At 37.5% G+C, this 8,089-nt stretch carries 8 protein-coding genes; 6 read left to right on the forward strand and 2 right to left on the reverse strand.

All coding sequences use genetic code 11. From position 1 onward, the window contains the following. Window positions 1-306: 306 nt before the first annotated feature. Window positions 307-885 (forward strand): hypothetical protein, encoded by a 579-nt coding sequence (locus L950_RS13315; RefSeq protein WP_021190910.1) that lies wholly within the window; start codon window positions 307-309, stop codon window positions 883-885. Window positions 886-983: 98 nt separating this feature from the next. On the opposite strand, the gene L950_RS13320 is transcribed toward L950_RS13315, so the two are convergent. Together L950_RS13320 and L950_RS13325 are read right to left on the reverse strand one after the other, a co-directional pair. After that, a complete protein-coding gene (locus tag L950_RS13320) occupies window positions 984-1,562 on the reverse strand; it encodes a hypothetical protein (RefSeq protein ID WP_021190911.1) in 579 nt (192 codons plus the stop codon). Window positions 1,563-1,746: 184 nt separating this feature from the next. Next, the gene (locus tag L950_RS13325) at window positions 1,747-2,499 is read right to left on the reverse strand and encodes a DUF1080 domain-containing protein (protein ID WP_021190912.1); all 753 of its coding nucleotides are present in this window, start codon (window positions 2,497-2,499) and stop codon (window positions 1,747-1,749) included. Window positions 2,500-2,930: 431 nt separating this feature from the next. Between L950_RS13325 and prpB the strand changes: the two genes are divergently transcribed. From prpB to L950_RS13350, 5 genes are all read left to right on the forward strand, one after another. Then, window positions 2,931-3,827 (forward strand): methylisocitrate lyase, encoded by an 897-nt coding sequence (gene prpB, locus L950_RS13330; RefSeq protein WP_021190914.1) that lies wholly within the window; start codon window positions 2,931-2,933, stop codon window positions 3,825-3,827. Beyond that, the gene (prpC, locus tag L950_RS13335) at window positions 3,808-4,962 is read left to right on the forward strand and encodes a 2-methylcitrate synthase (RefSeq protein WP_021190915.1); all 1,155 of its coding nucleotides are present in this window, start codon (window positions 3,808-3,810) and stop codon (window positions 4,960-4,962) included. The genes prpB and prpC overlap by 20 nt, the downstream gene beginning before the upstream one ends. A gap of 67 nt (window positions 4,963-5,029) precedes the next feature. Further along, window positions 5,030-6,481, forward strand: a complete 1,452-nt coding sequence (locus tag L950_RS13340) for a bifunctional 2-methylcitrate dehydratase/aconitate hydratase (RefSeq protein WP_021190916.1) — start codon at window positions 5,030-5,032, stop codon at window positions 6,479-6,481. Between the two features lie 136 nt (window positions 6,482-6,617). After that, window positions 6,618-6,986, forward strand: a complete 369-nt coding sequence (locus L950_RS13345) for a transposase (RefSeq protein ID WP_021190917.1) — start codon at window positions 6,618-6,620, stop codon at window positions 6,984-6,986. A 41-nt stretch (window positions 6,987-7,027) separates the two neighbouring features. Next, a complete protein-coding gene (locus L950_RS13350) occupies window positions 7,028-7,942 on the forward strand; it encodes an IS3 family transposase (RefSeq protein ID WP_021190918.1) in 915 nt (304 codons plus the stop codon). The last annotated feature ends 147 nt before the right edge of the window (window positions 7,943-8,089 follow it).

The following is an 8,089-nucleotide window of genomic DNA, read 5'->3' on the forward strand; positions in this document are numbered from 1 at the left end:
TCTGTTTTTCATATTTGTAACGGCTTATGTAAAGATGGTGAACGGCTAGTATCTTATGATTTTTCCGACCTACTTGTCTGGCAAGTAGCACTGATAGAGAAATCTTCATGACTAATTTATTCTTGATACAATAAATTTAAGTGAGTTTTTTTGCTCTATGATAGATGCATGTTCTTGTTTATTTGTGAATGTAGTAGGTCGGTTTTTTATTTTCAATTTTTTATAGGGAAGTCAAGTGATTTGGGAACATACTTAGTATAGCTAAAGCTTTTAATTACACGAAAAACTTATAAACATATAATAAGAATGAAAACATTAAGGCAAGATCGTTTTAAAACTCGTGTCATGAAGGAGTTTCAAACTCATAATCGGGAACAACCTTTAAAAAGCATTTTAAAAGTAAAACCTCCGGAACAATACTATGCACAGTTTACATCTCCTTTAAAAGGACTTGATTCTTACAGTGCTGTTGTGCGCGATGAAAAAGCCGATATACTTCGAATCTCATTAGTCAATATGGCGATTTATGAATTTTACTTGTTTGCGTTTGGTTTATCGGCAAATTTTCCTGTCTCACGTATTTTTATCTATGATGATAATCGGTGTCAGTATTTACATACTCAGGATTGTGGAGACTCCGCATTATGGAGGGAGAAGTATTTGTATTGCTATGAAATTACTTTACCTGCGGCAACTGAAAGAGAGGAGTATCAGCAGCGTATTTTAAATGATTTGGACAGTATGTTTCAGCTGGAGGTGAAAATCGAAAAAGAGCATGTTGTATCTGATATTTATTATAATGAAAAACTGGGTTGTCCAGTAGCAACAAGCTGGCATGAACAGACTGTGATGACAATAAAACCTAAGAACGTATTATGTTCATGATTCTTTAATGAAGTCTGTTTTATGATGAAAAAATTACGTGAATAAAAAAAGCACATAGATGAATATGTGCTTTTTTTATACGGTGTAAAAATCTGTTTTTATCTCTGACCAGGTAAATAGATTTGGAATCCAAGTCCTACTCCTAAACCAGAAGACTTCTCACCTAAGTTAACGTTCGATTTGGTATAGTTATAACCGACAGTAGCCTCAAGTGCAACTGTTCTTGTAATAAAGTGTGCATAACCAAGATTTGCTCCTAAAGCTAAGGAAGCACCTTTTCCAACTGAACTACCTGCGATACCAATATCACCTTGTCCGAAGAAACGTCCTGACGAAGATGAACCTTCTGGGAAATAATATCTGACAAAAGGTGCAATACCATAATTCCATTCGTTATCATGATCTTTTACAGCAATAAATCCTAAGTTAGCTTGAGCTCCGATCGCGATACCATCAGAAACAAAATAACCAGCTCGAGGTTGTACGTTGATATTAAATGCTTTTCCTTCAAAACTATAACCAAGATTTGCTAAGGAACCACCAACCATCCAGTTACCTTTTTTTATTGGGGCAGTTCCAACATCTGCTGAACTTTGTGGAACAGTTTCGATTTTTTGTGCATTTGCGCCGAAAGCTATTCCCCCCATAATTGTAAGTAGTAATGCTAATTTCTTCATGATTCGTAAGTTTTCTATATAATTAACGATTGTTGTTTATTATATAACAGTAAACGAAATCAAAAGTTTTCTTTTTTTTGCTTGTAACTTACAATTAAGATCAGAAATTAATTATTTTTAATTTTTAGCTGTTAAATTTTCTGTTTTAAATTGCTCTTAAAAGAGCAGCAACGAATTTAAGTGGTTATTGTATTATTGTTTTTACGATTTGAGAAATGTGGGTAACACTTGGAGGAAGTTCAATTAATTGAAAATTTCTAAAATGTATTTCCGAACCTTCAGATTCAAGACATAGGTACCCTTTCTTAATAGTCGAATTGCGAATACCATTGACAAATTTTCCGTTCACAGCTAGTTTAATTGTACCGTCCACGCAGATGATCGTATATTTATTCCATTCCCCTTTCCCTTTAGCCCGATTCTCTATCGCTTTACTTCTTGTACCGCGTGGATTATCTGGTATTGTTTCCACACCGCCCACACCAAATAATTCGCCATGAACGTAAGCGATTGGCGGAACAACACCGTCTTTGGTATTCTGTTTTACCCAATCCAATTCCAGCATCTGCACTTCAACTCCTAGTGGAAGTCTTCCTATGGAATCGGGCTCTGCATCCGACCATACAAAGATACCCGAGTTACCTCCTGCATAGATATGCTTCCATTCGACATGGATAATAAAGTTTTCATATAGTTTTTCAGACCGCATGACACCAATAGGAAGCCCTGTACATATTAGTGATTTTCTATTTAAACGCCAAGTATCTTTGGCTGTGTTTACATTTAGCCAGTTGATTGAATTTTTCGTGGGCTTTTTTGATAAAAGTAGATCCTCAAGTTGTACTTCTTCGCCAAAAGATAAGGTTATTTTTTGAGCGTAGTTATGCTGACATAAAGCGAGCAAAAGAAAAAATAAACCGATAGTTTTAAGGTTCATATTGATGTAGTGAAACGGTTTGAAAAAGGTTAAATAAGGGTTATGATTAACATACTGCGTACAAGCAAACTTAAATAAATTTGTAGTAATAAGCAATATAATTATAGCCAATTCTATTGCTCATCATCTGACCCAGTGGATATGCAGGTTGTCTCAGTATTTAGCCTTTTTAATTATTTTATTGATGTTTTTTTTATTATAAAACTTTTGATAATCAATATTTTGGAGGGTGTTGTTGAGAGTGTGTATTTTGAACATTTACATGAAAAATGATCATTAAAGATGGTGATCAAGACCATTATTTTCTTATCTTTAGCAATAAGGGAACTTTTTTCAGTACGATAATATAGGAGAAAATTTCTTGGACATTAAACAATAAAAAGTTTAATGCATCTGCTCGGCTATCGGGCTCATTTATAATATCCAATTATATGATAAAAACTCCAGGGCTTCTTTTCAGAGAAGCGATGCAACAGGAAAAACCATTACAGGTGGTTGGAACTATCAACGCGAACCATGCTCTGCTAGCTCAGCAAGCAGGTTTTCAGGCCATTTATTTATCGGGAGGAGGAGTTGCCGCGGGTTCTTTGGGAATTCCTGATCTTGGTATTACCACGCTTGAAGATGTACTGGTTGATGTGCAGCGTATTACGAACGTTTGTCCAGTCCCTTTATTGGTCGATATCGATACCGGATTCGGACCCTCGGCATTTAATATAGCACGTACGATTCAGTCTTTGATCAAGGCTGGTGCCGCAGCTGTTCACATGGAGGACCAGGTGGGAGCAAAACGTTGTGGACATCGACCTGGAAAAGAATTGGTATCGAAGACAGAGATGGTGGACCGTATTAAAGCTGCTGTGGATGCACGTACGGATAATACATTTGTAATCGGCGCCCGTACAGATGCTTTAGCATCCGAGGGTTTAGAGGCGGCTTTAGATAGAGCTATCGCATATAAAGAGGCTGGAGCTGATTTTATTTTTGCAGAGGCTGTTCATGAACTGGATCAATACAGACGATTTCATGAAGCAACCCAATTGCCTGTTTTAGCAAATATTACAGAGTTTGGTCAAACGCCAATGTTTACTCGAGATGAATTACATCAAGTAGGAGTTTCAATAATTTTATATCCGCTCTCTGCTTTTCGAGCAGCTAATAAAGCGGCTGAAAATGTATATCAGCATATTCGAAAAGATGGTACGCAAGCTGGCGTTCTGGTAGGTATGCAAACCCGTGAAGAACTTTATCGTAGCATTAATTATTATGCATATGAAAATAAACTAGATCAATTGTTCAATACTAAGCATGATGACAGAAACAAATGAAATGGGTTTTAAACCCAAGAAAAGCGTCGCATTATCTGGTGTTGCCGCAGGCAATACAGCATTAAGCACCGTCGGAAAAAGTGGTAATGACTTACATTATCGAGGTTATGATATTTTGGAACTTGCAGATCAGGCTAGTTTTGAAGAAGTAGCCTATTTATTGATCTATGGAAATTTACCGACTAAATCGCAATTGACCACTTATCAGGCACAATTAATAAGTCAACGTGGATTACCGATCGCGATACAGAAAGTTTTAAAACAATTGCCGACAACTGCTCATGCAATGGATGTTCTTCGAACTTATGTTTCAGTATTTGGGAGTATTCAACCTGAAAAGGAAAGTCATCCAAGTGCTGGTGCGCGCGATATTGCCAACCGTTTAATGGCCTCTATGGCTTCTGCTTTGTTGTATTGGTATCATTTTAGCCAACATGGCCGAGAAATTGATGTCGAAACTACCGATGGAACTTTGGGTGCGCATTTTTTACACTTGTTGCATGGCACGCCGCCATCTGCATCTTGGATAAGAGCCATGCAGGTGTCTCTTAATCTGTATGCTGAACATGAGTTTAACGCATCTACTTTTGCCGCCCGTGTTATTGCAGGTACTGGATCGGATCTTTATTCTTGTATTGCAGGAGCTATTGGTGCCCTGCGGGGACCAAAACATGGTGGTGCTAATGAAGTAGCCTTTGAAATACAGAGTCGTTATGCCAATGCTGATGAAGCGGAGGCTGATATTCGTAAGCGGTTAGCGAATAAAGAGGTTATTATTGGATTTGGTCATCCTGTTTATACCATTTCAGATCCGCGTAACCAGGTTATTAAGCGTATTGCTAGGGAGCTATCGGAGGAAGCGGGCGATATGACACTATATTCCATTGCCGAGCGTTTGGAATCTGTGATGTGGGAAGAAAAGAAAATGTTTCCCAATTTAGACTGGTATTCGGCCGTTTCATATCATATAATGGGTATCCCGACAGAAATGTTTACCCCTTTATTTGTGCTGTCACGGATAACAGGATGGTCGGCACATGTATTTGAACAGCGTCAGGACGGAAAGATTATTCGACCTAGTGCTCACTATATCGGACCAGAAAATAGACCTTATATTCCTATTTCTGAAAGGTAATGTGAGAAAGTATACAAATGAACGCAACAATTGAAATTTAATATTTACGAATAGTTTTTTAGAAAAAATGGCATCACAAATTTCGAATGAACGACCACCGGCTGATCAGGTCTTGGCTGATATTGCAGATTATGTACTTCAATATAAGATTGAAAGCAAAGTTGCATGGAGAACTGCATTTTACTGTTTTTTGGATACATTAGGATGCGGTTTTGAAGCGCTCACTTACCCTGCCTGTACAAAATTGTTAGGTCCGGTGGTATCTGGTACCATTGTGCCAAACGGTGCGAAAGTTCCTGGAACAAACTACCAATTAGATCCGATACAGGCTGCTTTTAATATCGGTACAATTGTGCGCTGGTTGGATTTTAATGATACTTGGCTTGCGGCAGAATGGGGACATCCTTCGGATAACTTAGGAGGTATTTTAGCAACGGCTGATTGGTTAAGTAGAACCCGTATTGCTATGGGTGAAAAACCTTTAAAAGCAAGGGAAGTCTTAGAAGCAATGATCATGGCACATGAGATTCAGGGTGTTCTTGCTTTGGAAAATTCTTTTAATAAAGTGGGCTTAGATCACGTCATTCTTGTTAAAGTAGCTTCCACAGCTGTGGTTGGTAAATTGTTGGGATTAAGTCGTGATGAATTGATCAATGCTGTTTCACTGGCATTTGTTGATGGGCAGGCACTGCGAACATATCGTCATGCACCCAATACAGGTAGCCGTAAATCTTGGGCAGCAGGCGATGCAACATCACGTGCTGTAAAGTTAGCATTGATAGCCAAGACAGGGGAAATGGGATATCCTTCCGTATTAACGGCTCCAGTGTGGGGATTTTATGATGTTTCGTTCAAAGGAAAGGAATTCCAATTTCAGCGAGCTTATGGTTCTTATGTGATGGAAAATGTTTTATTTAAGATTTCTTTTCCTGCTGAATTCCATTCTCAGACAGCCGTTGAGGCCGCCATGTTGCTGCATGATCAACTTAAAGCAATAGGGAAAACTGTTGAGTCTATTAAGCATATAGAAATTAGGACCCATGAAGCTGCTATTCGCATTATTGATAAAAAGGGGCCACTTCATAATCCTGCTGATAGAGATCATTGTATACAATATATGATTGCGGTACCTTTGATCTATGGCCGATTGACAGCAGAAGATTATGAAGATCGGATAGCTATGGATCCTCGAATTGATGTTTTGCGTGATAAAATGAATTGTATCGAAGATTCTAAATTAACAGAAGATTATCATGATCCTGAAAAAAGGGCAATTGCAAATGGATTGACGATTACATTAAATGATGGAACAAAGCTCTCTGAAATTTTGGTTGAATATCCAATAGGGCATCCACGCCGCCGCGATGAAGGTATTCCTAAACTGATTGAAAAATACAGGATTAATTTGGCCCGCATATTTGCAGATAAACAACAGAAACAAATCTTAAATGCAACATTGGATTACGATACTTTTATCGATATGGATGTTAATCAGTTAGTTGATTTGATGGTGAAATAAAGTTAGTTAGTTAGTTAGTTAGTTAGTTAGTTAGTTAGTTAGTTAGTTAGAACTTTCGTTACTATGTCACTAGTCACTTCGTTTGTCTTGTCCTGATATAGCTTTACATTTTTGAGCACATAAAAGCTAAAAAAAGATGAAAATTGTAAAGCATTATTCGGACGATTTCAAACGCGATGTTGTCCAACATTACCTAGATTCAGATGACAGCATGAAAACAACAGCTGCTAAATTTAAAGTAGCTTCTCATGCTTCTGTTATAGACTGGGTTCGTAAATTTGGTGGAGAATTTAGAACTTCAGTTATGAACAAATCTACAGAGAAGCCCAAAATTGTGCTACCTGATACTCAGGGAAGTATGGTTAAACGTATTAAAGAACTGGAAGAAGCTCTGGAACGAGAACGTCTGATTAACCTGGCAACAAACAAGATGATAGATATTGCAGAACGTGATTTAAATGTATCGATCAGAAAAAAGTCTGGAGCCAGGCAGTCAAAGAAATAAAAGAAGAATGTCCGGAGTTAAGCGTTGATAAGCTCTGCGGATTGTTTGGCTTTACCAGACAGGCTTATTATCAGTTACAGAGGTACGAATATAAATTTAAGGCGCAATCTCAGATTGTCCTTGAAATGATTAAAAATGAGCGCAGTAGTTTACCTGGTATTGGTGGTCGCAAGCTTCTTAGTTTAATTGGAGATGAAATGAAAAGACAAAGTATACATATGGGCAGGGATTCCTTTTTTGATTTATTGAGAGAGAACGATCTGTTGGTTCGACACCATAAAACCAGAATCATAACCACTAATTCAAGGCATCGGTACCGTAAATATCCTAACCTGATCAAAGATCTGCCGTTATTATGCGCACATCAGGTATGGGTGAGTGATATCACTTACGTTACGACCGGTGAAGGATATTTATACCTTTCCCTGATAACAGATGCGTATTCCAGAAAGATAATTGGCTGGAACATATCCAATAAGCTCGAAGCTGATGGTGCTGTGTCGGCTTTGGAAATGGCTCTTTCTCAGTTACCTGCTGACAAAAGGGATAGTGTTATCCATCATTCAGATCGAGGTATTCAATATTGCTGTGATAAATACATTTCAAAACTAAGATCTTTTAATATCAGCATAAGTATGACTGAGAATAGTGATCCTTTAGAAAATGCTATAGCTGAGCGGGTGAATGGCATATTAAAAACAGAATGGCTGAACAGATCTGTGATAACGACCAAATATGAGACAGCTTTAAAAATATCAGAGATCATTGAGGCATACAATATTAAAAGACCTCATTTGAGCATAAATATGATGACACCTGCAGTAGCACATGATTCTGAAGGAAACTTACCTAGAAAATGGAAAAATTATTGGAAAGAAAACCAGAATAAAATTATGTATGAAAAGAAAATTAAAATGCCTACTTTGGACATTGAAGGTCAATTCAGTAAACCCTGACAAGGATTACTGTTACAATGGTGTAAAACCGAATAAGGATTACATAAAATGGTAATGTAAACCCTTAAACGGATGAAATACCAATTGTAAAGAACATATAGTATTAACAGCTCCAAATTGTAAAGACTTTTCAGGACGAGACATAGT

The sequence above is a fragment of the Sphingobacterium sp. IITKGP-BTPF85 genome, from assembly GCF_001006065.1.
Classification (GTDB): domain Bacteria; phylum Bacteroidota; class Bacteroidia; order Sphingobacteriales; family Sphingobacteriaceae; genus Sphingobacterium; species Sphingobacterium anhuiense.